This window comes from Rossellomorea marisflavi, from assembly GCF_009806575.1.
Lineage (GTDB): Bacteria > Bacillota > Bacilli > Bacillales > Bacillaceae_B > Rossellomorea > Rossellomorea marisflavi_A.
The window spans coordinates 2,377,903-2,400,642 of record NZ_CP047095.1; the positions used below are offsets into that span (position 1 = coordinate 2,377,903).

Sequence of the window (22,740 nt, forward strand, 5' to 3'; positions counted from 1 at the left end):
ATGGATAGTCTAGCAGATTTCCCCACTAAAATGTTCAGTCGAAATCCTATTCTATCATAAAGAATTGGAAAAGTAAGTATGATATTAGTACTTTTTCTTCAGGAATTCATACCCCCACATCGGATGTGTACAACTTGTGACAGAGGGAAGAAAGCTCATGATTTTCCTTTGAAGAAACCATACACAAAATGGGCGATGGTCAGACTCAGGATGGCGGATAGGCAAAACGTCACAAAATGAGGACTGTATCCAATGATCTGAATGATCAATGGACAGAGTAAGCCGTAAACGCAGAAGAAGACAATCGCCGCCGCTTCAGCTCTCCATCTGCTGAAAATGACCCCGAATAGCCATACGGCTATCAATAGAAAGGCGATCTCAGTTAATGATGACGTTCCATGGCCATCCATAATCAGAAGGCTCACAGCTCCGACTGCGGCGACCAGGATTCCTCTGTATGTACCGAGGAAGGAGGCTGCAAGGAGTGGCGGCAGGCTGATCATCGTCAACTGAACACCAAGGGTCGGGATATCCATGAGCCCTGCGGGAATAGCCAGCAGCAGGAAGAAAATAAAGACAGCATGCTTATTCATACGAAGTCCCTCCATTCACTCCCCCCTCTTTTATGATTCTTATAGTTCTGGATTGCTTTCCTTGTCACCTCATGGACCCCCCGGCCGATGAGTTTTCCGATGGTCGTGACAGGACCTGCGAAATGATCCTTATCCCCGGTTTGGGTTGAAGCGACGAGGATGCTGTCCGTAGGTGTACCCGTCGCACTTCCACCAGTACGTGGATCGGTTATTCCTTCATCTATGAGCGCTTTGACTTTTGCTTCCGTGGATGTAACGAGCGCTTCAATAAACGCTTCATCCGTCAAATTCCCTTCGATGTAAACCCACAGGTTAATGGTGCCGGGGGCCGGGGCGGACGGGTGGAGATAACTTGTCGAAACATCAATGGCATTGCCGGTCCCTGCCGTGACGACGATGAATACTGCCTTATCCCCATCCTGGTATCTCCCATGGGCTACCAGTGAGAGGTCGAGCGCCGTCATCATGCCGACCGTCCGTGAGGGTTCGAGATCATGTTCTTGGATGAAGCGGCGCATGTCCCCTTCATAATCAACATGTTCATAAGTCGGTGGCACCCTCCGATTGATGAAATCGGCATGCCACCCGATACCGGCCCCACATATCCCAGAAGACATGCATTTCAAAGGGGTCGGGGATGCATAATGAATCACGCTTTCCCCTATGGAAAGATGTTGAGGACCCATCTTGACACGAGATGATGTTTCCGATTGGGGGATAATCATCATTTGAGGTTTGGCAACGCTAGGGTGGGCTTGCTTTTGTACCTTCGTACGGTATACTGACTCGATGTTTTCTTCTTTGAGCACCTCTTCAGGCAGATGGATGGTTTTCGTTTTACCATCCTCCAGTAACAGGAGGCGATCGCAGTAGAGACTCGCCAAATTAAGATCGTGGAAGATGGAAATCACCGTCAGGCCATCTTCGAGGGTTTGCTTTTTAATGAGGTCGAGCAGGGATTTCTGATAGGATAGATCAAGATGGTTGGTGGGCTCATCAAGCAGCAATAGTTTCGGCTCCTGGGCAAGGGCTTGTGCAAGGAAGACCCGTTGCCGTTCCCCTCCAGAGAGCTCATGAAGGTATTTGTCCTTGAACACCCCAACCCCTGTCTGATCCATGACGCGTCCCACCACTTCTTCGTCATATTCGGAAACCGTCTTGAGGAAGCCTTTTTGATGGGCGTACCGGCCAAGCATGACGGTTTCCTTCACCTGGTAGGAAAAAGTGTCTCCCGAAAGCTGTGGAAGGACGGCTACCATGCGGGCAAGCTCCTTGGCGTTGTATGCATCGATGGATTTTCCGGCAATCTCGATTGTCCCGTCCAGCAACGGTAGAAGACCCGTCATGGCTTTCAATAGCGTCGTCTTACCGCTTCCGTTCGGACCGAGTATGCCAAAGAATTCCGATTCCCCGATGGAGAAACTGATTCCGTCGACGACCTTCCTTCCTTCGTACCCGACCGATACGCGGTCTGCCTTCATCATATGGATGCCCTCCTTTTCTTCAGAAGTATATATGCAAAAATCGGGGCACCCACCAGAGAAGTGATGACTCCGATAGGCAGCTCAGTCGGTGCAATGATGGTCCGCGATACAAGATCGGCCAGCACGAGGAATCCTCCACCTGTCAGTACGGATAGTGGCAGGAGATGGACATGGTCATGACCGACGATCCTGCGAAGGAAGTGGGGCACCACCAAGCCGACAAACCCGATTGTACCCGAAACGGCTACAGCCGCGCCCGTGAGTATACTTCCGGAGATAAGGATCAGCAGCTTCCTTTTCTGGACGGATATCCCGATGTAGCGAGCCTGATCCTCCCCGAAGCTCATCCCGTTCAACTCTTTGGCATTGAGCAGCAGCAAGAGGACGCCGACCACGAAGAATGGCAGGACGATTCCCACATACTCCCATCCTCTCATGGACACGCTCCCGAGCAACCATCCGATGATCTGCCTCAATTCCTCCCCTGTTAGTGCGATCATGAGGGAAATGAAGGACCCCAGAAACGAACTGAAGATGATGCCGGTCAGGATGATCGTTTCCACCTTCATCGTCCTTTCGACCTTTTGGGCAAACCATAGGACGATAAAAATGGTCACGACGGAAAACAGGATACTCAAAAATGGAAGCGTGAACGGACCGATGAACGGGATCGTCAAATGGAAGAAGAGCGTGACCACCGCCCCCACTGATGCCCCCGAGGAAACACCCAACGTGTATGGGTCGGCAAGGGGATTCCGCAAGAGACCTTGAAAAGAAGCTCCCGCAACAGCAAGGGAGCTTCCTACGATCAGGGCCAACAGGACTCTTGGAAGCCTGATGGAATAAACGATATTAATGAACATCTGATCTACCTCTGGAGGAACATCTCTGCCAGTCATTTTTGCCCCGATGATCTGGAGGATATCCATGAACGGGACCCGGATCGTACCGACAGAGATGGCTACCAGGATAGAGATGATAAGGAAAGCAAGGGACGCAGCGTAACTGATCCAAATTTTATTCTTTGAATAGCTCCGGATAGACCGCTTTGGCAATTTCCTCTACTCCTTCTACGATCCTTGGACCTGAACGCGTCACAAGATCGGTGTTCACATCGTGCACTTCTTCGTCCTTGATGGCTTGTACATCCTTCCACGCGCTGCGATCAAGGACTTGTTGAACGGCTTGCTCACCATATGTCGTGATGATGACGTCAGGATTTTTTGCGAGGACGTCTTCTTCACTTACATTGATCCATCCTTCCTGATCTCCCATCACATTGTCGGCATTGATGGTTGCAAGCATTTCATCGACGAAGGTATTCTTGCCGGTGGAATAGATCTCAGGTTCCCCGGAAACCTCCACATATACGCTTTTCTTATCTTTTACAGAAGCGGTTTTTTCTTTGATGGACTCAATTCCATCCTTCATGTCTGAAACGACTTTTTCCGCCTTTTCATTTTCCCCAACAAGTTTTCCGATATTCTCGATTGTCGTATAGACTTTATCAAAGCTGGATGCATCACGTACGACATAAACAGGAATACCGGAATCCCTGATCTGGTCCAGACCGGCTTTTGCTGATACAGCCGTGGATTCATGGGCAAGGACGAGATCGGGTTTCATCCCTACGATCTTCTCGACGTTGAATTCCATTCCGCCGATCTTCTCAATATCTGCAGCTTCTTTCGGATAGTTATCAAAATCGGTCACCCCGACGACGTTTTCACCGAGTCCCAGTTCAAAAAGGATTTCCGTATTACTTGGGATAAGGGTGACAATCTTTTCAGGTGCTTTCTCCAGGGTGATATCATCCCCGAGTGCGTCCTCTACCGTGACCGGTTCGGATACGGATTCACTGCTTTTTTCAGAGGATTTTTCCTCTGCTTTGTTGTCTGTCGTTCCACATGCTGTCAATAATCCAAGCGCTAGGAACAGGGCTAATACGATCTTGATTGAATGTTTCAATCGTTTCTCCTCCTTGTTCGTTCCAGGCGAAAGAAAAACATCCCTTCAACAGGGATGTTAGTGTAAAATGCATCAAGCACCGTACACCCTTCTATCCGCGTAGATCGGTGTGATCAGAACATGGGCAGGTCTCCTGGCTCATGAGTATGCGCTCCTCCGCCTTCCCATTTCATCGAAACAGTGGCGTTGAAGGAGCAAACCCATTTACAGTGGCGGGACCGCGCCGGAATTGAACCGGCTTCCCTATTATGAGGCGTCAAGCGCTTCACCCATGATCTTTATGTAAGATTATCCACTGAGAATTATACACAAGTTTACAAGGATAGTGAATCTTTTTTCACATCCTGCAGCTCGAGCGCCGTCTTGGAAGGGCTTTGAGAGCCCATTCATGATATAATGGACCTTATTACGAGATTCAATGGCCCAGCGCGTCAACATGATAAGGAGTTTTTTTATGTCTATTCGATATGCATTGCTCGGTTTATTGGCCAAGCAACCTCAGACGGGCTACGACCTGTTCCATACATTCAAAACCCAGCAAATCTACTATTGGAGCTCGACCCACTCCCAGGTATACAAGGAACTCGGGAAGATGGAGGAAGAGCACCTGACCACTCATGACATCGTTTATCAGGAAGGCAGCCCGAATAAGAAGGTATATACCATCACCTCTGACGGAGAACGCCACCTGATAGAATGGATGATTCATACAAAGAGCAAACCAGCCAAGATCAAGGATGAATTCCTGATCAAGACATCTGCCTTTCACGTCATTTCAAAAGAAGAAGCCATCTCTCTTCTTCAACGGATGAAGGCGCATAACGAAATGGTGGTCACCGGGACCGGGCAGTGGAAGGAACAAATGTTTCAGGGCAATAAGCCCGGTTATGGGCAGGTTGGAGAGTATTTGACGGCAGAGTATGGGATCAGGTACGCGCAGATGTATGTCGACTGGTGTGATTGGGCGATCAAGGAGATTCATTCCCTTCCTGAGGATACGGAATCTTGACTACTACTATGATTTGGAGGAAGAACTGATGAGTGCACATACACATTTGGCAACATTCGCGGGAGGATGCTTCTGGTGCATGGTGAAGCCTTTCGATGAGCTCCCAGGTATACACGGAATCGTTTCCGGCTACACAGGGGGTCACATCAAGGACCCGACATACAAACAAGTCAAAGAAGGAAACAGCGGTCATTATGAAGCGGTTCAGATTACATTTGATCCTGAGCTTTTCCCATACGAACGGCTTCTGGAGCTGTACTGGCCACAAATCGATCCAACGGATGATGGCGGGCAATTCCAGGACCGCGGTGATCAATACCGTACGGCCATCTTTTATCATGATGAAGAACAGCGCAATGCAGCAGAAGAAACAAAAAGACAGATTGAAGAAAGCGGTCGGTTCAAACAGCCGGTCGTGACTCAGATTCTTCCAGCATCCCCTTTTTATCCTGCTGAAGACTACCATCAGGACTTCTACAAAACGAATCCTGATGAGTACAAGGAAGACCGCGCGAAGTCCGGAAGGGACGAATTCATCGAAGAAAACTGGAAAAAATGAAACAAAAAGGCAGCACGGGTGTTTTCACCCGTGCTGCCTTTTTGTTTACCCGGTGGCCCTGCCGTCTTTCGCTTGTTCGTCGAGAATCAGCTCTGCCGTCAGCTGTCCGGACAAAGAAACCATCGGCACCCCTCCACCTGGATGGGTCGATCCCCCCACAAAATATACATTTGACAGGATCCTGCTTTTATTCGGAACCTTGAAGCCTCCGTTCAGCTTCCGATCCGTCACCGTTCCATAGATTGAACCGCCATTTGACCCATAAAGCTTCTGGATATCATTCGGCGTGAAGGTGTATTCGAATTCGATATGGTCCCTGAGCCCTTTCACGCCCATGCGCTCCAGCTTATTCAGGATCACTTCCCTGTATGCCTCTTCATGCCGGCTCCAGTCTTCACCTTTTTTCAATGGAGGAACATGGGTGAGGACGAAGAGATTCTCTTTTCCTGCCGGGGCCTGTGACGGATCCGTTTTGGAGGAGATTCCGATATAGACCGTGGGATCATCCGCCATCTTCTTTTCTTCAAAAATTTGATGAAATTCCTTCTTCGGATCTTCGCTGAAGAAAAAGTTATGATGAGAGAGATGGTCATACGTCTTGTCGACGCCGAGGAGCATCACCAAGCCAGATACGGACGGTGCATACTTGGCGAGTTCCTCCACTTCCCTTTTGGCTTCTGGCATCTCACCGAGAAGTGATTGATAGGCAGGGATCGCCTCGAGATTGGATATGACAAGATCTGCCGGAACCACCTCACCTAGTTTGGTTCGTACGCCTTCTGCCCGGCTTCCCGTCGTCACGATATCCTCCACTTCACAGCGAAGCCTTACCTCGACACCAAGCTCGCCGAGAAGTTTCTCCATCGCTTCTGCGATTTTATACATTCCGCCTTTAACGTAGTGGACTCCGATACCCAATTGAACATGAGTCAACTGGGACATGATGGCAGGGGATTGATAAGGAGATGATCCCACATACATGATCAAGAAATTGAACAGTTGCCGCAGGTGCTTATCCTTGATGAACTTGCGTGTGGCGGCATCCATCGACTTCATTGGATCCATCTGGATAAGCTCCTTCACCCCATGCATCATCCTCAAATCCTGGAGACCGCTGATGCTTTTTTTATAGAAGCTTTTCATTGTCAGCTCGTACATCTTACTGCCGTAGGATAGGTATTGAAACAGTTGTTCCGCATCTTCAGGAGATTGCTTTTTGACTTCAGCAAGGAGGGTGGGAAGATCTGCTGACAGATCGATGACCTTCCCATCTTCGAAAAATGTCCTCCAGCCCGGGTCGACCCTGACGATTTCAATATAATCATGAATATCACGATCCGCATGGGCGAACACTTTTTCCAACACCCACGGCATGGTGAGAATCGAAGGACCTGTATCAAAGGTGAATCCTTTTCCGCTACGCTGGTTGAGTTTCCCTCCGAGACGCTCCCCTTTCTCCAGTATGGTCACCGCATGACCTTCTGCCGCCAGCCTAATGGCAGCCGACATCCCTGCAATGCCTCCTCCTACTATGACTACTTTTCTCTTCATACTTCTTCCTCCTTCAATATCAGGTTTATCCGCTACCCATTCTTGCCATTTTTCACAGAATCTAATCGAAGAAACGTATGGGGAGACGTGTTCATGACTAAAATGAGCTATAAATACGATTGATTGAGGTGTATGATATGACGCTTTGGATCACGGCCATCATTCTGACATTTGTCTTATTTCCGAAGGTTCATCGTTTGAAGAAGGACATACATGTACAAAAAGCATTTCTGGTCAAAAAATGTTCCGTCATCATTCCGGCGCGGAATGAGGAAGGCACCATAGGCAGGCTTCTTGAAAGCCTCTCCAAGCAATTGGCGTCACCATTAGAGGTGATTGTCGTCAATGATGGGTCGACCGATAGGACGAAAGATGTTGCTGGTTCTTATGGTGTACACATCGTGGATACACCCCCTCTGCCTGAAGGATGGGCAGGGAAAACGTGGGCGTGTTGGCACGGGGCCAATGCAGCGAAGGGAGATATCCTGATATTTTTGGATAGTGATACATGGCTCGATAGCTCGGGACTCCTCAAGCTTTGTGAGGCCTATGAAGAGCAGCATTCTGACGGGATCCTGACAATCCAGCCTTACCATGTGATGAAGCATGGCCATGAGCCCTTCTCCCTTTTCTTCCAACTGATCATCATGGCCTCTGTACATTTCCTCGGCAGGACCCGTGGCGGCTACGGTCAGTGCATGATAAGTTCAAAGGAAAGCTATGAACGACTTGGTGGACATGAGGACATGAGAACGCAGGTGGTCGAGCATTTTTCATTCGCCAAGAAGGCTTCGGGACGCGGCGAAAAAGTGCGCGCGCTCAACGGTAAAGGAGCGGTCAACATGAGGATGTACGAAGTCGGGATCGAAGAACTGTTTTCGGGGTGGTCCAAAAGCTTCGCTTCCGGAGCGAAATCGGGGCATCCCTTTGCGACGATTCTAACCTGTGTATGGATCGGCACCCTGGTGTCACTTCTTGCTCAGGGTGTCGATCGAATGGTGGAGGCACCTTATGTTTATATGACAGGGTATGGAGTCCTTGCATTGCAACTGTATCTGATTTCCAGGGTGATCGGGAACTTCACATTTTTGGACACCCTTCTCTTCCCCATCCATCTCCTATTCTTCCTCCTTGCTTTTACCCGGTCCTTCCTGCAGACGTTTCTTACAAAGAAGGTCAAGTGGAAAGGACGGTACATTGTTCTTGATAAAGGAAAGGACGAAAAAATGAAATGATCATCCTGTTCAACATCTTGGCTTGGTTGAGCATTCATCTCTTGACGGCTTATGGCTGTTCACTCTTGAAGGAAGGCACCCTGCTCCGCCTTACAAGTGTGTTCAAACCGAGGGGGTTCGAAGGGGACGGTTGGTTCCGGATCATGGTGGTTAGGAAGTGGAAAAGCGTCTTCCCCGATGCCGGAGCATGGTTCCGTAACGGGATCTCAAAGAAGGACATCGGCCTCAAAAGGACAAGTGGCAGGAGACGATTCCTCGCGGAGTTGAACCGGGCCGAGCTGTGCCACTGGCTCCAGCTCATCCCCTCTCCGTTTTTCATCCTCTTCGGCGGAGGAACGATCGGCTGGTGGATGGGGGCATACGGGATTGCGTTCAACCTGCCCCTGATCCTCATTCAGCGGTATAATCGCATGAGGCTATTGGGGATCATGCGAAGCGATGAACCGGTCATGCATAGTTCCCTTGGAGTTGTGCACCTTAAGCATAAGGACCGGGGAAGTCCTCCACCATGAAACGCCATCAATCGCTCGACCTCCCCGGTTCTTTCTCCCTTTCCATGAAGTGAAATATTTCCGTCGTCGGAAATCTTCCGACGATTTTTTTTATGTGTAGCCTCTCCCCCTTCAGCCATTTCGAAAAATCGATGGTCACACCCCGGGATCCGCTCCCAAGGCCCACGACGGCCGAGAGGCTTCTGCAGTCGAAGGCTACCGTATGGATTGTTCCGTTCCACTGCTCATAGTCTTTTTTGAAGATCCTGCTCTCTTCGTGATGAAAGCTTTGGAATCCCTCGATCAGTGTAATGGGACTTTCCATCATTTCATTCAAATGGACCAACCGCTCCTTGGACTCCTTGATGTGGAAACGGTTTTCCCCCAGAAGATCAGGGGATTGAAAATGATTGGCACATACGAGGCTTCCCTCTGATTCATATGATTGCACACCTCTCGGGCTTGCTTCCACCACAGCTGACTTCCCCTTGCGATCATGAATGGAATAATTGAAGCTTTGCCGGTGTGGAAGTTCACTGAGGAGGGCCACCGCTTCTTCCGTTGTGGAACAAGTATCCAGGACCATCCTCGCTAACGTCGTGCATATCAATCCTTTTCCAGGATTCATACGATTCACGAAATGGAAGCCAAGGGCCAGCCCTTTTTCATTCAGACCGTCGATCCGGCCGATACCCCTGCCCGAAAACCCGATGCTCGAATAGGCTCCTTCTGTTTGGGTCAAAAGCAGTCTTCCTTCATAGGTTTTCGGATGAAAATCATAGTTACGGACATAGATCCCGTCTTTTGCCAGTGCCGAACAGCCTGACACCGGCCAATCCGCCTGATATCCTGAATACTCATGGACGGTTTCTTCCAGAGTCCAACCGATCCCTTCGGCAAACCCGTTGATTTCCTCCCACAAAGAAGGATCATACTGCATGAAGAGATCCCTCACCTCAGACATTACTGTCGCATAGGAATTCCGGGACTTCTTTCTTCTCTCCAGATGAAAACCGTAAAGGGGGGACCCTTTTAATTGATTTCCTAGGTCCACTCCCACTTCATAGGGCGTCCCTCTTGAACCAATGACACTTGCTTTGACCAGTTGCATACAGGTCGCCTTCCTTTCATATGTGGTTCACCAGTCTCAGGAAATACAGGATCCATTTTTCGTTGCCCCCCCTACGGACGGCAATGTAAAAAAAGGAGCGCGAATTAGCCACTCCTTTTTCCATCAATCTTTTTTCAAATATGTCCAGCCATCTTCCTGATAAATCTTGCCTTCTTTCATCATCATGCCCAGAGCCCGTTTAAATGATGCCTTGCTCATGTTGAAACGGTCCTTGATTTCTTCAGGAAGGCTTTTGTCCCAATAGGGCATAGAGCCGTTACGCTCAAGGAGATATTCGAAAATGATCTCTGCATCATCGGACATCTTATCCTGCTTTAATGGAAGGAATGATACATTAAGGGAACCGTCTTCCTTCACGTCGATGACTCTCCCTTCGACCATTTGACCGAGACGCGGTTCTTCACGACGCTCGTTTTCGTGGACGAAGCAGCGATAGCCCTGCTCAGACAGGAAGAAGGTGCCTACCCGAAGGAGGCGGTAAACCCTTCCTTGGATGCTTGCCCTGTTCATTTCGGAAGAAGCTCTCCTTGCTACCTGTTCGATGATGTTCTCCGTTGCCAGACGGCCATACAGCCTGTCCTGCTTATCGCGGTTCAAGGTCATGAACAGCTGATCTCCCGGTTCCGGCCACAGTGAAAAGAATTTTGGAAGGTCGTCACCAGAAACGAGGATATCCTTCGGAAGACCGATGTTGACGAATACTCCGAGGTCTTCATGCTTATCCACTACTTCTGCCCAACCGTAATATCCTACCTGGATCTTCGGGATACGCATCGTCGCAGCCAGCCTTACTTCTTTATCATGATAAAGGAACACGGTCACCGTATCCCCTTCTTGAAGTTCTTCGGTCATTTCAGAGTGGTGGAGCAGCACGCGATTTTCACCATCGGTTAAAAAGAATCCGTATGGCATTTCCTGGTCGGCCGTCAGTTCCGCCACCACGCCCGGTTTTAATGAAGACATTGTATTTCCTCCTGCCGTTAACAAGTATTAAATAATCGTATTCCCTAAATATAGCCTGTTTCCTACCTTATGTATAGGGCGTCCGGCCATTTAGGAATAAAGAATCAATTTAGAAAAGAGTGAAAAAAGGAACATTTACCTCATATATTGACCCGTTTCGATGGATTTTGATATGATTCATCTATTCTGATTATAATAAAATACATGAACCCTTGTATAAGTTCAAGAATATGGCTTGAACGTTTCTACCAGCTACCCTAAATGGCTTGTCTACAAGAAGATGAATGTTTTCATATACATTCCTTTTGTAGAGTGAACTCTGGTCTGGGGCCGGGGTTTTTTTTATTGTTCTCATCCTAGGAGGGTTATTATGAAAGCATTCTTCAAATTTGAAGAACGTGGTACAAATTACCGTAAAGAAACATTGGCAGGGATTACAACCTTCCTATCCATGGCGTATATACTGGTTGTCAATCCCATCATACTAAGTCAGACCGGTATGGATAAAGGTGCCCTTTTCACCGCTACTGCGCTCTCTGCCATCGTCGGATCGCTGCTGATCGGGCTGCTGGCGAACTTCCCTGTCGGAATCGCGCCGAGCATGGGGCTCAACTCTTTCTTCACGTTTTCCGTCTGTATCGGGATGGGCGTCCCTTGGGAAACGGCCCTGACCGGTGTCTTCATTGCCGGCATCATTTTCATGATCCTGAGCTTGATGAAAATACGTGAAAAGATCATCAACGTCATCCCGTCCGATCTGAAATTCGCTATTGCCGGGGGTATCGGCTTCTTCGTTGCCTTCATCGGTTTTAAAAATGCCGGGCTGATCCAGGCGAATGCAGATACCATTGTGTCCATTGGAAACCTCGGGTCACCGGGGGCACTGCTTGCTGTCTTCGGTTTCATCGTCACTCTGATGCTCCTTGTGAAGGGCATTAAAGGAGGGATTTTCTACGGGATGGTGATCACGACCATCCTTGGCATGATTGTCGGACAAATAGATGTGCCCCATTCCGTGGTCGGGGCGGTACCAAGTCTTTCTCCTACGTTCGGAGTCGTGTTCAGCCATCTCGGCGACATCTTCTCACTGAAGATCTTCGCCGTCATCTTCACCTTCCTCTTCGTGGCGTTCTTCGACACCGCAGGTGCTTTAATTGCCGTCGCAAGTCAAGCAGGTTTGATGAAAGACAACCAGATCCCGAATGCCGGACGCGCCCTGCTCGCCGATTCCGCCTCTGGAGTGGCAGGATCCATCTTTGGTACTTCCACGACGGCATCTTTCGTTGAATCATCTGCAGGAGTTGCCGTAGGGGGACGCACAGGCTTCACCTCAGTAATCATCGCACTCGGTTTCGCTATTGCTCTGTTCTTTTCGCCGATCCTGTCCGTCATCACCCCCGAAGTGACGGCGCCGGCACTGATCATTGTCGGTGCCTTGATGGCAACAGAGGTAAGGCATATCGACTGGGGCAAGCTGGAAGTATTCATTCCTTCCTTCCTTACCATCATCATGATGCCCCTTACCTCTAGTGTCGCGACCGGTATTGCTGCAGGGTTCGTCCTGTATCCCTTCGCCATGATCGCGTCGAAAAAGGCCAGGGAAGTTCATCCGATCATGTATGTACTAGCGGCACTGTTCATCTTATTCTTCGCCGTCTCATGAATAAAGAAAGAGGACCGGAATCTCATCCGGTCCTCTTTGTTTTATTGGTTGCGATTCGGGAATACGCTGCGGATCATGCCGCTGATTTCTTCTCCGAGGCCTTCGATCGGCTGACCGTTCTTCACCTTACCGGAATAATCCTTCATGCGGTCAACGAATGCAGGGTTGGTTGAAATGTAGACGTTATGGATGCTTCCATTTGTTTCCTTTACTTGCTTTGTGATCTTGTCTTCGAGGTCCTTGCTCAATTTCCCATTATCAAGGACTGCCGCTACATAGGCATTATGGTCGGTCGCCATGACATAGGAGCTCTTTACGTTATCAAGGTTGGCAACCTTATTGGCAGCCTCCTCTGAGATGGAGTAGTTCCCATCATTCATCATTCCATCATTCATTTGATCATTGTTATAGTCACGTTCGGCCTGGTTGTCATAGTTCACGTTTTGAAGGTTGTCATTCATTCCTTCTTTATCTGTGCCGTTTTTTGAAGCACATCCAGCTGCTGCTGCGGAGATCATCAAGATCGATGCTCCCGTAAGGATCAATTTTTTCATTTTTCTTTCCTCCTAGTTCGTATTCCTCCTTACTATCCCCGACCTTGAACTTTCTATTCATGCAAAAAACGATCCGGACCTGATGGGCCCGGATCGTTTTTATTTCAGCTGTGTGACCGTTTATATTGATACCTCTTCCATTGAAAACGGATGAAGCATCCGATGCAGAAGCCAAGCAATGCAACGGCCGCTGATATGAACACCATGGCCGTGAATACGACCGACGCAATCGACCAGCCTGCAAGGGATGAGAGATAACCAGCAGCAAGACAAATCACCGCGATCGTACTATTGAATTTTTGTTGTTCGGCATCCTCCTGAATGTAGGTGGAGGCGTCGTTCCTTAAAAATGCCCGGCCAGCTTTCACGATCGGATTGAAGCCTAAAAAGGCACCACATGCATTGGCTGCCAATGGGATGAGCAGGTAATGTTCAACGTGAAAAATCCAGAAGCAGAGTACAAAAAATAAGATGCTCCACTGATTCAATTGGACAAGAGGCTTGGGAATCGTTTTAGGCTCCATACAAATCCGACCTTTCCGATTGGTTTTGTTACTTATCATACAGCGTTGCATCAAAATTTGCAAAACTTTTTTATCCGCTTGCATCTCTTCCTCATCTCCTGGCAGGATGCTTCTGCGTTATCCTTCATGTAAGGCTAAAAGAGCCGACTTCCCTATCTTTTTGAGCCTCTTGCATGGTATAATCTTTTAGATTGAGTATTAGGAGGGTTTCATACATGATCCAAGTATCAGATGTAAGTTTGCGTTTCGGCGACCGAAAATTATTCGAGGACGTCAATATAAAATTCACACCGGGGAACTGTTACGGCTTGATCGGGGCAAACGGTGCCGGCAAGTCCACATTCTTAAAAATATTATCAGGAGAGATCGAATCACAAACCGGCCATGTTTCCATGGGGTCAGGTGAGCGACTCGCTGTCTTGAAACAGAACCACTTTGAATATGAAGAACATGAAGTCCTGAAAGTAGTCATCATGGGACATAGCCGCCTTTATGAAGTGATGCAGGAAAAAGACGCCATTTATATGAAAGAGGACTTCTCTGATGAAGATGGCATGAAAGCAGCGGAACTTGAAGGTGAGTTTGCAGAATTGAATGGGTGGGAAGCCGAGTCAGAAGCTGCGATCCTTTTAAAGGGTCTTGGAATCGGTGAAAACCTCCATACAAAGCTGATGTCGGAGCTTACCGGTGGAGAAAAAGTAAAAGTACTCCTTGCACAGGCACTATTCGGCAAACCCGATGTCCTGCTTCTTGATGAGCCGACGAATAACCTTGACCTTCAGGCAATCCAGTGGCTCGAAGACTTCTTGATCAATTTCGAGAACACCGTCATCGTCGTATCCCATGACCGTCACTTCCTGAATAAAGTATGTACGCATATTGCGGACCTCGATTTCAGCAAGATCCAGATTTATGTCGGGAACTATGACTTCTGGTATGAGTCCAGCCAGCTGGCTCTAAAGATGGCACAGGACCAAAATAAGAAAAAAGAAGAGAAAATCAAAGAGCTCCAAGCATTCGTAGCGCGTTTCAGTGCGAACGCATCCAAATCGAAGCAGGCGACATCCCGTAAGAAATCCCTTGAGAAAATTAGCCTTGATGATATCAAGCCAAGTTCAAGGCGCTACCCTTACGTCCATTTCCAACCAGGACGCGAAATCGGAAATGACGTCCTGCGCGTAGAAAACCTCAGCAAAACGATTGATGGCGTGAAGGTACTGAACAATGTCAGCTTCATCATGAACAAGGAAGATAAGATTGCCCTTGTCGGTAAAAATGAAATTGCCAAAACGACCCTTTTCAAAATCCTCTCTGGAGAGATGGAGCCGGACAGCGGTTCATTCAAATGGGGCGTCACGACAAGTCAGGCATATTTCCCGAATGATAACTCGAAATACTTCGAAGGCAGCGAGCAGACCCTTGTCGACTGGCTCCGTCAATATTCTCCTGACGATGAGAGCGAAACGTTCCTGCGCGGATTCCTTGGCCGCATGCTGTTCTCCGGAGAAGAAGTATTGAAGAAACCGGGAGTGCTTTCAGGTGGAGAAAAAGTTCGTTGTATGCTGTCGAAGATGATGCTCAGCTCATCGAATGTGCTTATGCTCGATGAGCCGACGAATCACTTGGACCTTGAATCCATTACTGCCCTCAATAATGGATTGATCAACTTCAAAGGTGCCATGATCTTCGCCTCCCATGACCATCAGTTCGTTCAAACGATTGCCAACCGCATCATTGAGCTTACCGATGAAGGACTTATTGACAAAGAATCATCTTATGATGAATTCCTTGAAATGAGAGCGGCGCAAAAAGCTTGATAAAAGAAGAAAGCCTCGCCGGAAGCATCATGTTTCCGGCGAGGCTTTTTTTATTTGTGTTTTGCAAGGAATGCTTTGATCTGGAAATAACTGATTTCATCCGGTAAGAGCTCTTTGATAGGCTTGAGTTTATCTGAACCTGCCTCTTCCACGGCCTCCCTGATGAGCCCTTCCTCCTTTTCTGAAAACAAACGCGTCCAATCCTTACCTATCCCTTCTTCGTAGGCGCGGGCAATATGATTCTCGATCGTCGTCGAACTCATGCCTCTCCGTGAAGCAATCTGCTTTGGCTCGTACCCTTCCATGAATAGCTGATAGCTCACGATATGTGAAGGCCCATCTTCTACAATTAGTTCTCCGGACTCTTCTTCATTCACTTCCCTCTCTTCAAAGTCTGCGATTCCTTTCAGGAACGCATCTCCGTATTTAACGAGCTTATTCTGCCCCACTCCGCTCACATCGAGGAACTCATCCCGTGATTTGGGACGCTTTTCGCACATGTCATGAAGCGTCTTGTCCGAGAAGATGACAAATGGCGGAACACCTGCTCCTTCTGCCAACTCTTTTCGGATCTGGCGAAGTGATTCGAAGAGGGGATCTTCTTTCTTGATGACCCGGACCGCCGTCTTTTGGATCTTCCTTGAAATCGATCTCTGCCCCAACAGCACCTCTTTTCCCTTTGCAGACACTTTGAGGATGGGGTAGCTCCCCCCTTCCACCGCAATCACTCCTTCTGCGATCAAATACTCAATAAAAAGGGAGACATCCTTTTGCGATTGATCTTTCATGAGTCCGTATGTGGAGAGCTCATCAAATCGCCAATCTATGATTTTTTTATTTTTTGATCCGGTCAGGACCCCGGCAATCAGGGAGGTCCCGAATCGCTCATTCATCCTCAGCATACAGGATAGGACCATCTGTGCTCTGACCGTCACATCTTCCTGTTCACGGTCATCCAGGCAGTTGCTGCATTTTCCGCATCTTGTATCCCCTTCCTCTCCGAAGTAGGTGAGGATATATTGTTGCAGGCATGATTCCGTATGGGCAAAGTCAATCATATCCCTGAGCTTTTGCATTTCATTCATCTGCATATCAGGCGATAGATTCTGCTCGATGATATATCGCTGAGTCTGGATATCCTGCGGAGCGAAAAGGAGGATGCACTCACTGTCGAGTCCATCACGTCCTGCCCTTCCGGCTTCCTGATAATAGCCTTCCATATTCTTCGGCAGTTGATAGTGGATGACATACCGCACATTTGATTTATTGATACCCATACCGAAGGCATTCGTGGCCACCATGATGGATATCGAGTCGTTCAGGAAAGCATCCTGCTGTTCTTCACGGAGACGATCGGACAAACCACCGTGGTACTTACCGACTGAGATTCCCTTCCGTTCGAGAAGCTGATGCAGAGCTTCGACTTCCTTTCTTGTGGCACAGTAAATGATCCCAGAGTGATCCCGGTTCTTCTTTACGTAATCCTCCACCCATTTTTTTCGGTTTTCCCCTTTGACGACTTGGAAGAACAGATTGTCGCGTTCGAACCCTGTCAGTACCATATTCTCATCACGGATGTGAAGATGCTGGAGGATATCCTGTTGAACTTGAGGGGTCGCCGTAGCCGTCAAAGCGAGTATGACGGGGTTGGTCGGAAGTTGGCCCACGGCCGAGGAAATGTTCATGTAGCTCGGTCTGAAATCGTGTCCCCATTGGGAGAGACAGTGGGCTTCATCAACCGCTACAAGGGGGATGGGAAGGGTTTGAAGGAATCTCAGGAAACTTCTTGATTCCAATCGCTCCGGTGCGATATAGAGGAGCTTATACTCACCTGCTGACAGGCCGGTCATCGTTTCATCCGTTTCTCTTGCCGTTAGCGTACTGTTTATGTAAGTGGCTGGTATCCCTTGTTGGATGAGGGCATCGACCTGATCCTTCATCAAGGAAATCAGAGGTGAAATGACGACGGTCACTCCATCCAGGAGCAGAGACGGAACCTGGTAACAAAGGGACTTCCCTCCTCCAGTAGGCATGATCCCGACAGTATCCCGTCCGGCTAGAACATGTTGCACAATCTCATCCTGCCCGGTTCTGAATGAATCATATCCGAAATACTCTTTTAATACATTTATGGCTTGCTGCAAACCTTCGACCTCCTATCATGATTGTGGTCCCCTAATTGTAAAACAGATTTTCCTATCTGCCAATAAAGAGTCCACACTAAAAATGAACAAGGCGGTCACGGACTTCCGTGATACCGCCTCTCTTTCAAAACCACTTGATTTCTTTGGATTCCTTTTTATCTTCGTTTGGCGCCGTCCCTTTCCAGAATTGCTCCCATACGGTACGACGCGTTTCTTCTGGTTTTTTTGTGTCAGTCTCTTTTTTCACAGCCACCATGCTCCCTCCCTTGAAGTCAGAATACAAATACAATACAGTGTATTCATCAAACCGGAAAAGCGTTTAGCATTTGGGCGGGCAAAAGAAAAAAGAACCGACGATTGTCGGTCCCGATCAGGAAGTCTTCAAGGTAGGATGGGGGTTATCCACAACCTGCAGAACCTTTGTCGACTGTACCATATCTTCTTTACACAACGGACACTTAGGAGTGTCTTCGCTTTTGAAATTATCTCTCATCCAGCCTTTACAATCTTCAGCGGAACAAGCCCAAATTTTTGTTTCTTCTGTTTTAATTTCTTCCTCAACTTGATTTCTACGACCAAAAGCCATTGAATGTCCTCCTTTAAGATAAGTAGGATTTTCCCGCTAAGCTTTCTAACATGGAAAAAATAAAACTGCTGTAGATGGTAAGGGTTGATGGATATATGCTATATGTTCACTTCTATTGTACCATACTTTTACTTTTAAATATAGTGAACATCCTTCTCCTCCCTAGTATGGATGGAATCCAGGGAAAATATGCAAGATCATCTCCCTCATTTTATGATGATACACGGGGTAATATGCTCATCTCCGGGCAGGCTAAAAGGTAAATGAGTCATGACAGGGTGATGAACATCGTGATCAAGAGTAAACAACAGAGACCTTTCGGCAGCGTTCTTTTAGACGCTCTGAATGGAAGAGTACAATCCAGCAGTGATCTCGTGATGAGGCAGTTGGAGAAGGGATCTCAAGCTTACACCATCGCTTATCTTGAAGACCTTATCGATTCACAGGCTCTGCACAGTCATATCCTTCGACCGCTCGAAGACTGGCCTGACCCCTTGTCAGACGAAGAGGTCCATGGTGTGATTTCCATCGGGGGACTTTCGACCACCGACTCCGTTGAAGACACCATCAGTCAGCTCCTCAATGGGGCTGCCATCGTCTTTCATGAAGAATCAAAGTACGCAACAATAGCGGACATCAGTGATCCCGGAACGAGGAGCCTGGAAAAGGCTGAGACCGAATCACTCGTCTTCGGTCCGAAGGTTTCTTTTACCGAGTCGATATCAAAAAACCTGAATCTGGTTCGTGCCAATGTGAACGACCCCAACTTATGCGTGGAAACCTTCGAAGTCGGAGATCGGCTGAAACGCAAAGTACAGATGGTTTATATCAGGGACCTTGCCGACGAAGAAAATGTGAATACCTTCCGTCAGCGCATCCAGGATATTGAAGTGGACAGCATTTTGGACTCAACGGTCCTGACCCAGATGATTGAGGATAATTCCTATACGTTTTTCCCCCAGTTCCTTACAACGGAGCTGCCTGACCGGGTAAGCGTATCCCTCCTTCATGGTAAGGTCGGGATCCTTGTGGACAGGAGCCCAACGGTCATCATAGGTCCTTCGACTTTCCTGAGTTTTTTTGAATCGACGGAAGATATTTATCTGCGATGGAACATGGGGACATTCCTACGCCTTGTTCGTTTCATTGCCATCTTCTTCTCGATCCTGCTTACACCCGCCTATGTGGCCGTCATTACGTATCATTACGAGGTGATTCCGTCGGCCCTTCTCGTTTCGCTCGGCCAATCCCGGTCGAATGTACCCTTCCCCCCGTCTTCGAAGCACTCCTGCTGGAATTCATCATCGAGTTATTAAGGGAAGCAGGGGCGAGACTGCCGACCAAAGTGGGTCAGACGATGGGTATCGTCGGAGGGATCGTGATCGGACAGGCTTCCGTAGAAGCGGGATTTACAAGTAATATCCTGATTATCATCATCGCCATTAGTGCCCTGGGCTCCTTTACCGCCCCTAGCTATGCCATCGGTACAGCCGTAAGGGTTCTACGCTTCCCTCTGATTATCATGGCAGGCTTATACGGTGGATTGGGGATGATGTTTTGTTTCTGTTTCCTTCTCATCCACTTATTAAGGCTGACCACTCTTGGAAGACCATACCTGTCACCAGCTTACCCGTTCAGGTATCAGGATTTGAAGTATAGTCTCTTCCGACTCCCCTATCAGTTCCTTTCTAAGCGACCGGTCACGAACCACCCCAGTGATGCTGGCAGGATTCCGGAAGAGAAAATCAAACATAAAAAATGATTATATGACCCGTGACGATGGAAAGGAGGGTCTCCATGAAAGTAAACCTGGATCCCCAGCCAAAATTCATGATCAACGCATTTCTAGTCATGTTCATCATTCATACATCACAGACCGGCGTCGGGATTGCCGGTCTGCCGCGTATCGTCTTCATGGAGGCAGGCAGGGATGCGTGGATCAGTGTCCTCTTGTCCGGTCTCTCCATCAGCCTTGTGCTTTTCATCATGGTCGCCATCCTGAAGTCATATGAGTCGGCGGATCTTTATGGCATACACAGGGATGTCTATGGAAAGTGGCTGAGTGTATTCTTCAATTGCGTGTATGTCGTCTATCTTCTGTGTGTAACGTTCATCATCATGATGAATTACATTGAGATGGTACAGGCGTGGATTTTCCCTAAGATCCAGCCGTGGCTTGTGATGGGCCTCCTCCTCATCCTGTTGGCCTATGGAGTGAGCGGAGGCTTCAGGGTTGTAGCGGGGATCTGCTTCCTCGGATTCATTTTCGCCTTTTGGCTCGTGTTCATGATCTACACCCCGGTCAAATTCATGAGCTTCAATCATTTGCTCCCCGTCATGACGGCTTCACCGGATGAACTCATGAAGGGCATCTACAAAAGCAGCTTTTCCATGGTGGGATTTGAACTTTTATTTGTATATTACCCTTATATCAAAGAAAAGAAGAAAGTCTTGAAATTCGCCTTGATCGGTTCAGGTTACACAACGATCCTATTTACGGTCCTGACTGTCGTCTCGATCGGTTTTTTCTCCCAAGAGACATTGATGAAAACGATTTGGCCCATCCTATCCATGTTCAAAATCCTCAGAATCCCGAACTTGGAACGGTTTGAATTCATCGCAGTCTCCTTTTGGATGCTTATTATTCTACCCAATATCTGCACCTACTTCTGGAGTGCCATCAGGGGGATGAAAAGGACGTTCAACGTGTCCCATAAGAAATCGATCATCATTTTCTGCCTTGCGATCTGGCTTATCTCCATCTTTTTGGAGAACAGGGTCCTCATCAATACCATTACGGACCGGATCGCCACAGGCAGTTTTGTCCTCGCTTTCATTTACCCCTTCATCCTCTTCGCCCTGGTCAAGATCAGGATGCGATTGACAAAAGGGAGGAGTCGCTCGTGAAAATGCTCTGTATCCTTTGCTTCTGTCTCCTCTTTCTTACAGGATGTCTGGAGACCAAGTACCTTGAGAAATTGGGGCTGATTACGGCTGTCGGTTACGACAAGGAAGACGATAATAAAATTAAAGGCACCACCGTTCTTTATCAATTCAACCCATCGATGGATGAAGTAGAGAAAACGCTGACCACGACTGCCCGGACAACCAAGGGAGTCAGGCTCTCCCAAAACCTTGAAACCGATCATAAACTCGTATCCGGTCAGCTCAGGGTCGCGGTCTACGGAAGGGATATCGCGGAAGAAGGGATCGCTCACCTTGTGGATACACTTGAAAGGGATTCCTCCATTGGCAATATGGTATATCTGGCAGTGGCCGATTCTTCTGCTGAGGAGATTTTGACTTTTCCATTAAAGGAAGAACCATCCAATACAGGGACGTATCTTTATAATCTCATCCAGCAGAACGTAGATGGGGAAACGATCATCGCACCGACACTGCAGGAATTCGTTACAGATTATGGTAGTGTCGGGAAGGATGCCATCCTCCCTATGTTGTCGATCACGGATGGGGACTTGGGGATCGAGGGATTTGCACTATTTGATGAAGATCGTTTCGTACAAAGTGTCGGGAAGGAGAAATTTTTCTATATACGATCTCTTATAGAAAAATATGAAGTAGGCAGTGTAGAATTGGGGGTCCCGTTAGACCCTTTCAAGAATCATCTATCCAAATGGGACCGTGAAGATCGTACTGAGGAAAATCTGTTCATCACGCTGGACAGCATACGCTCTTCCTTCAAGATCCGCATGCCCGACCGAAATCAGCCGGATTTCCACATCACACTGAAGGTCAAGTCACGCTTACTGGAAATGTCGGAGGAACTTCGTCTTGGAAATCCGAAAGTCATTGGACTGCTTGAAAGTAAAATTGATCAAAAGATGGAGGAGTCCATTAAAGATGTCCTCACTTTTCTACAGGAGAATCATACGGACCCTGTCGGATTCGGGATGAAGTATATGAGCGTGAGGGGTCATCAGGATTTGACACGTAAAGAATGGACCGACCTTTACCAAAAAGCGACGTTTCATGTGACGGTTGAAAATGAAATCGTCCGCACCGGAGTCATCAATTAAAAGGGCCGACACTGGGCGGCCCTTATCGATTGATCATATAGTCATGGAGTACCTTTGATAGTTCGTTGGATGGCAAATGTTCCGCCGGCTTCCCGTCTTTGAACAGGATCAGGCCGATGAATAGCTGTAAATCATCGTCACATGCCTCACAGAATTCAATTTCTTCCGGATTCCAAAAGGCAATGGAATGAACATGTTTTGCTTTCATATTTGGATAGAGGGATCGGTGATGGAGAATTTGTTCCTTATATTTTTCCATGGCTTCAACTTCATTGTCAAAGGACCATTCTTCCACGATATCCTGTTCCCAATTTTCGAAGAACCACCATGGTTCAGCATCGCTCTTCGTTTTGATCACTTTCCATTTTGATTCCATATTCCCACTCCTTCTCCCCAAATTGTACAAAAAAATAAGGAAAATGCAAAACAT

21 protein-coding genes, 1 pseudogene and 2 riboswitches are annotated in these 22,740 nt (G+C 48.0%); of the genes and pseudogenes, 9 read left to right on the forward strand and 13 right to left on the reverse strand.

What is annotated here, in order from left to right:
• Positions 1–155 precede the first annotated feature (155 nt).
• Genes D5E69_RS12310 through D5E69_RS12325 form a run of 4 tightly spaced genes read right to left on the reverse strand, consistent with a single transcriptional unit; the run spans position 156 to position 4,045 of the window.
• Positions 156–593, reverse strand: coding sequence for a hypothetical protein (locus D5E69_RS12310; RefSeq protein ID WP_159129732.1), 438 nt, complete (start codon positions 591–593; stop codon positions 156–158).
• Positions 590–2,077: an adenosylcobinamide amidohydrolase gene (locus D5E69_RS12315; protein ID WP_159129733.1), complete on the reverse strand. Its 1,488-nt coding sequence runs from the start codon at positions 2,075–2,077 to the stop codon at positions 590–592. Before D5E69_RS12315 ends, D5E69_RS12310 begins: the two co-directional genes overlap by 4 nt.
• The gene (locus D5E69_RS12320) at positions 2,074–3,132 is read right to left on the reverse strand and encodes a FecCD family ABC transporter permease (RefSeq protein ID WP_048014437.1); all 1,059 of its coding nucleotides are present in this window, start codon (positions 3,130–3,132) and stop codon (positions 2,074–2,076) included. Before D5E69_RS12320 ends, D5E69_RS12315 begins: the two co-directional genes overlap by 4 nt.
• Positions 3,095–4,045 carry an ABC transporter substrate-binding protein gene (locus D5E69_RS12325; RefSeq protein WP_048003765.1) on the reverse strand — a complete coding sequence of 317 codons (951 nt, stop codon included), beginning with the start codon at positions 4,043–4,045 and terminating at the stop codon, positions 3,095–3,097. Before D5E69_RS12325 ends, D5E69_RS12320 begins: the two co-directional genes overlap by 38 nt.
• 106 nt (positions 4,046–4,151) lie before the next feature.
• Positions 4,152–4,333: riboswitch (cobalamin riboswitch) on the reverse strand.
• A 166-nt stretch (positions 4,334–4,499) separates the two neighbouring features.
• On the opposite strand from D5E69_RS12325, the gene D5E69_RS12330 reads away from it, so the two are divergent.
• Positions 4,500–5,054, forward strand: coding sequence for a PadR family transcriptional regulator (locus D5E69_RS12330; protein ID WP_048003766.1), 555 nt, complete (start codon positions 4,500–4,502; stop codon positions 5,052–5,054).
• Positions 5,055–5,082: 28 nt separating this feature from the next.
• Positions 5,083–5,613 (forward strand): peptide-methionine (S)-S-oxide reductase MsrA, encoded by a 531-nt coding sequence (gene msrA, locus D5E69_RS12335; protein WP_048003767.1) that lies wholly within the window; start codon positions 5,083–5,085, stop codon positions 5,611–5,613.
• Between the two features lie 45 nt (positions 5,614–5,658).
• On the opposite strand, the gene D5E69_RS12340 is transcribed toward msrA, so the two are convergent.
• Positions 5,659–7,164 carry a phytoene desaturase family protein gene (locus D5E69_RS12340; protein ID WP_048003768.1) on the reverse strand — a complete coding sequence of 502 codons (1,506 nt, stop codon included), beginning with the start codon at positions 7,162–7,164 and terminating at the stop codon, positions 5,659–5,661.
• A 128-nt stretch (positions 7,165–7,292) separates the two neighbouring features.
• On the opposite strand from D5E69_RS12340, the gene D5E69_RS12345 reads away from it, so the two are divergent.
• Positions 7,293–8,399 (forward strand): glycosyltransferase family 2 protein, encoded by a 1,107-nt coding sequence (locus D5E69_RS12345; RefSeq protein WP_231578780.1) that lies wholly within the window; start codon positions 7,293–7,295, stop codon positions 8,397–8,399.
• 17 nt (positions 8,400–8,416) lie between these two features.
• Positions 8,417–8,911, forward strand: coding sequence for a glycosyl-4,4'-diaponeurosporenoate acyltransferase CrtO family protein (locus D5E69_RS12350; protein ID WP_156489344.1), 495 nt, complete (start codon positions 8,417–8,419; stop codon positions 8,909–8,911).
• A 7-nt stretch (positions 8,912–8,918) separates the two neighbouring features.
• Here D5E69_RS12350 and D5E69_RS12355 read toward each other — a convergent pair whose 3' ends face one another.
• Positions 8,919–10,001 carry a C45 family autoproteolytic acyltransferase/hydrolase gene (locus tag D5E69_RS12355; protein ID WP_082824360.1) on the reverse strand — a complete coding sequence of 361 codons (1,083 nt, stop codon included), beginning with the start codon at positions 9,999–10,001 and terminating at the stop codon, positions 8,919–8,921.
• Positions 10,002–10,124: 123 nt separating this feature from the next.
• The gene (locus tag D5E69_RS12360) at positions 10,125–10,985 is read right to left on the reverse strand and encodes a CvfB family protein (RefSeq protein ID WP_048003770.1); all 861 of its coding nucleotides are present in this window, start codon (positions 10,983–10,985) and stop codon (positions 10,125–10,127) included.
• 192 nt (positions 10,986–11,177) lie between these two features.
• A riboswitch (purine riboswitch) is annotated at positions 11,178–11,278 on the forward strand.
• 77 nt (positions 11,279–11,355) lie between these two features.
• Between D5E69_RS12360 and D5E69_RS12365 the strand changes: the two genes are divergently transcribed.
• On the forward strand, positions 11,356–12,648 hold the full coding sequence (locus tag D5E69_RS12365; protein WP_048012844.1) for an NCS2 family permease: 1,293 nt from the start codon (positions 11,356–11,358) through the stop codon (positions 12,646–12,648).
• A gap of 41 nt (positions 12,649–12,689) precedes the next feature.
• On the opposite strand, the gene D5E69_RS12370 is transcribed toward D5E69_RS12365, so the two are convergent.
• Positions 12,690–13,202 carry a YhcN/YlaJ family sporulation lipoprotein gene (locus D5E69_RS12370; RefSeq protein ID WP_159129734.1) on the reverse strand — a complete coding sequence of 171 codons (513 nt, stop codon included), beginning with the start codon at positions 13,200–13,202 and terminating at the stop codon, positions 12,690–12,692.
• A gap of 104 nt (positions 13,203–13,306) precedes the next feature.
• Positions 13,307–13,726, reverse strand: coding sequence for a DUF4395 domain-containing protein (locus D5E69_RS12375; RefSeq protein WP_048012886.1), 420 nt, complete (start codon positions 13,724–13,726; stop codon positions 13,307–13,309).
• 215 nt (positions 13,727–13,941) lie between these two features.
• Here D5E69_RS12375 and D5E69_RS12380 point away from each other — a divergent pair, with 215 nt between their 5' ends.
• Positions 13,942–15,543, forward strand: a complete 1,602-nt coding sequence (locus D5E69_RS12380; RefSeq protein ID WP_048003773.1) for an ABC-F family ATP-binding cassette domain-containing protein — start codon at positions 13,942–13,944, stop codon at positions 15,541–15,543.
• A gap of 50 nt (positions 15,544–15,593) precedes the next feature.
• Here D5E69_RS12380 and recQ read toward each other — a convergent pair whose 3' ends face one another.
• From recQ to D5E69_RS12390, 3 genes are all read right to left on the reverse strand, one after another.
• On the reverse strand, positions 15,594–17,687 hold the full coding sequence (gene recQ / locus D5E69_RS12385) for a DNA helicase RecQ (RefSeq protein ID WP_063191595.1): 2,094 nt from the start codon (positions 17,685–17,687) through the stop codon (positions 15,594–15,596).
• A gap of 124 nt (positions 17,688–17,811) precedes the next feature.
• The gene (locus tag D5E69_RS23840; protein ID WP_283957821.1) at positions 17,812–17,943 is read right to left on the reverse strand and encodes a hypothetical protein; all 132 of its coding nucleotides are present in this window, start codon (positions 17,941–17,943) and stop codon (positions 17,812–17,814) included.
• Between the two features lie 114 nt (positions 17,944–18,057).
• A complete protein-coding gene (locus tag D5E69_RS12390; RefSeq protein WP_048003775.1) occupies positions 18,058–18,273 on the reverse strand; it encodes a cold-inducible protein YdjO-related protein in 216 nt (71 codons plus the stop codon).
• 281 nt (positions 18,274–18,554) lie between these two features.
• Here D5E69_RS12390 and D5E69_RS12395 point away from each other — a divergent pair.
• The 3 genes and pseudogenes from D5E69_RS12395 to D5E69_RS12405 all read left to right on the forward strand — a co-directional run bounded on the left by D5E69_RS12395 (position 18,555) and on the right by D5E69_RS12405 (position 22,310).
• Positions 18,555–20,035: pseudogene (locus D5E69_RS12395) on the forward strand (spore germination protein).
• Positions 20,036–20,070: 35 nt separating this feature from the next.
• The gene (locus tag D5E69_RS12400; protein ID WP_063191596.1) at positions 20,071–21,180 is read left to right on the forward strand and encodes a GerAB/ArcD/ProY family transporter; all 1,110 of its coding nucleotides are present in this window, start codon (positions 20,071–20,073) and stop codon (positions 21,178–21,180) included.
• 2 nt (positions 21,181–21,182) lie between these two features.
• A complete protein-coding gene (locus tag D5E69_RS12405) occupies positions 21,183–22,310 on the forward strand; it encodes a Ger(x)C family spore germination protein (RefSeq protein WP_063191597.1) in 1,128 nt (375 codons plus the stop codon).
• A gap of 22 nt (positions 22,311–22,332) precedes the next feature.
• Here the strand turns inward: D5E69_RS12405 and D5E69_RS12410 are convergent, their stop codons facing one another.
• Complete coding sequence (locus D5E69_RS12410; RefSeq protein WP_063191598.1) at positions 22,333–22,686, reverse strand: DUF1033 family protein; 354 nt, start codon at positions 22,684–22,686, stop codon at positions 22,333–22,335.
• Positions 22,687–22,740 lie beyond the last annotated feature (54 nt).

Bases quoted from the DNA above. Each gene is read 5' to 3' on its own strand.
- D5E69_RS12310 (WP_159129732.1), bottom strand. From the start codon at position 593: ATGAATAAGCATGCTGTCTTTATTTTCTTCCTGCTGCTGGCTATTCCC.
- D5E69_RS12315 (WP_159129733.1), bottom strand. From the start codon at position 2,077: ATGATGAAGGCAGACCGCGTATCGGTCGGGTACGAAGGAAGGAAGGTC.
- D5E69_RS12330 (WP_048003766.1), top strand. From the start codon at position 4,500: ATGTCTATTCGATATGCATTGCTCGGTTTATTGGCCAAGCAACCTCAG.
- msrA (WP_048003767.1), top strand. From the start codon at position 5,083: ATGAGTGCACATACACATTTGGCAACATTCGCGGGAGGATGCTTCTGG.
- D5E69_RS12340 (WP_048003768.1), bottom strand. From the start codon at position 7,164: ATGAAGAGAAAAGTAGTCATAGTAGGAGGAGGCATTGCAGGGATGTCG.
- D5E69_RS12355 (WP_082824360.1), bottom strand. From the start codon at position 10,001: ATGCAACTGGTCAAAGCAAGTGTCATTGGTTCAAGAGGGACGCCCTAT.
- D5E69_RS12360 (WP_048003770.1), bottom strand. From the start codon at position 10,985: ATGTCTTCATTAAAACCGGGCGTGGTGGCGGAACTGACGGCCGACCAG.
- D5E69_RS12365 (WP_048012844.1), top strand. From the start codon at position 11,356: ATGAAAGCATTCTTCAAATTTGAAGAACGTGGTACAAATTACCGTAAA.
- D5E69_RS12370 (WP_159129734.1), bottom strand. From the start codon at position 13,202: ATGAAAAAATTGATCCTTACGGGAGCATCGATCTTGATGATCTCCGCA.
- D5E69_RS12375 (WP_048012886.1), bottom strand. From the start codon at position 13,726: ATGGAGCCTAAAACGATTCCCAAGCCTCTTGTCCAATTGAATCAGTGG.
- D5E69_RS12380 (WP_048003773.1), top strand. From the start codon at position 13,942: ATGATCCAAGTATCAGATGTAAGTTTGCGTTTCGGCGACCGAAAATTA.
- D5E69_RS23840 (WP_283957821.1), bottom strand. From the start codon at position 17,943: ATGGTGGCTGTGAAAAAAGAGACTGACACAAAAAAACCAGAAGAAACG.
- D5E69_RS12390 (WP_048003775.1), bottom strand. From the start codon at position 18,273: ATGGCTTTTGGTCGTAGAAATCAAGTTGAGGAAGAAATTAAAACAGAA.
- D5E69_RS12400 (WP_063191596.1), top strand. From the start codon at position 20,071: ATGAAAGTAAACCTGGATCCCCAGCCAAAATTCATGATCAACGCATTT.
- D5E69_RS12405 (WP_063191597.1), top strand. From the start codon at position 21,183: ATGCTCTGTATCCTTTGCTTCTGTCTCCTCTTTCTTACAGGATGTCTG.
- D5E69_RS12410 (WP_063191598.1), bottom strand. From the start codon at position 22,686: ATGGAATCAAAATGGAAAGTGATCAAAACGAAGAGCGATGCTGAACCA.